1 protein-coding gene is annotated in these 239 nt (G+C 39.7%); it reads right to left on the reverse strand.

Annotated elements, in window-relative coordinates; all coding sequences use genetic code 11:
* Positions 1-239: RidA family protein (locus SB775_RS33510; protein ID WP_410865617.1), on the reverse strand; the 239-nt coding region annotated here is incomplete at both ends.

Consider the following 239-nt stretch of genomic DNA (forward strand, 5'->3'; position numbering starts at 1 on the left):
GTCGATTTCTTCTGTTGCCCATATATTGACCTTAATCACATGCTCTTCATTCAGTCCTTCTGATTCAAGGACTTTTTTAATATTTTCAAATGTATTTGTTACTTGGTCGTTTAAGCTTGATGGTATCTGCCCATCCATATCTGTTCCTACTTGACCCGATGTAACAAATAACCCCGCACCCTTTGGCACTCTTGTGATATGACTATAATTGCCCACTGGTTTCGGCATACATTCTGGGT

It is taken from the genome of Peribacillus sp. SIMBA_075 (assembly GCF_046534585.1).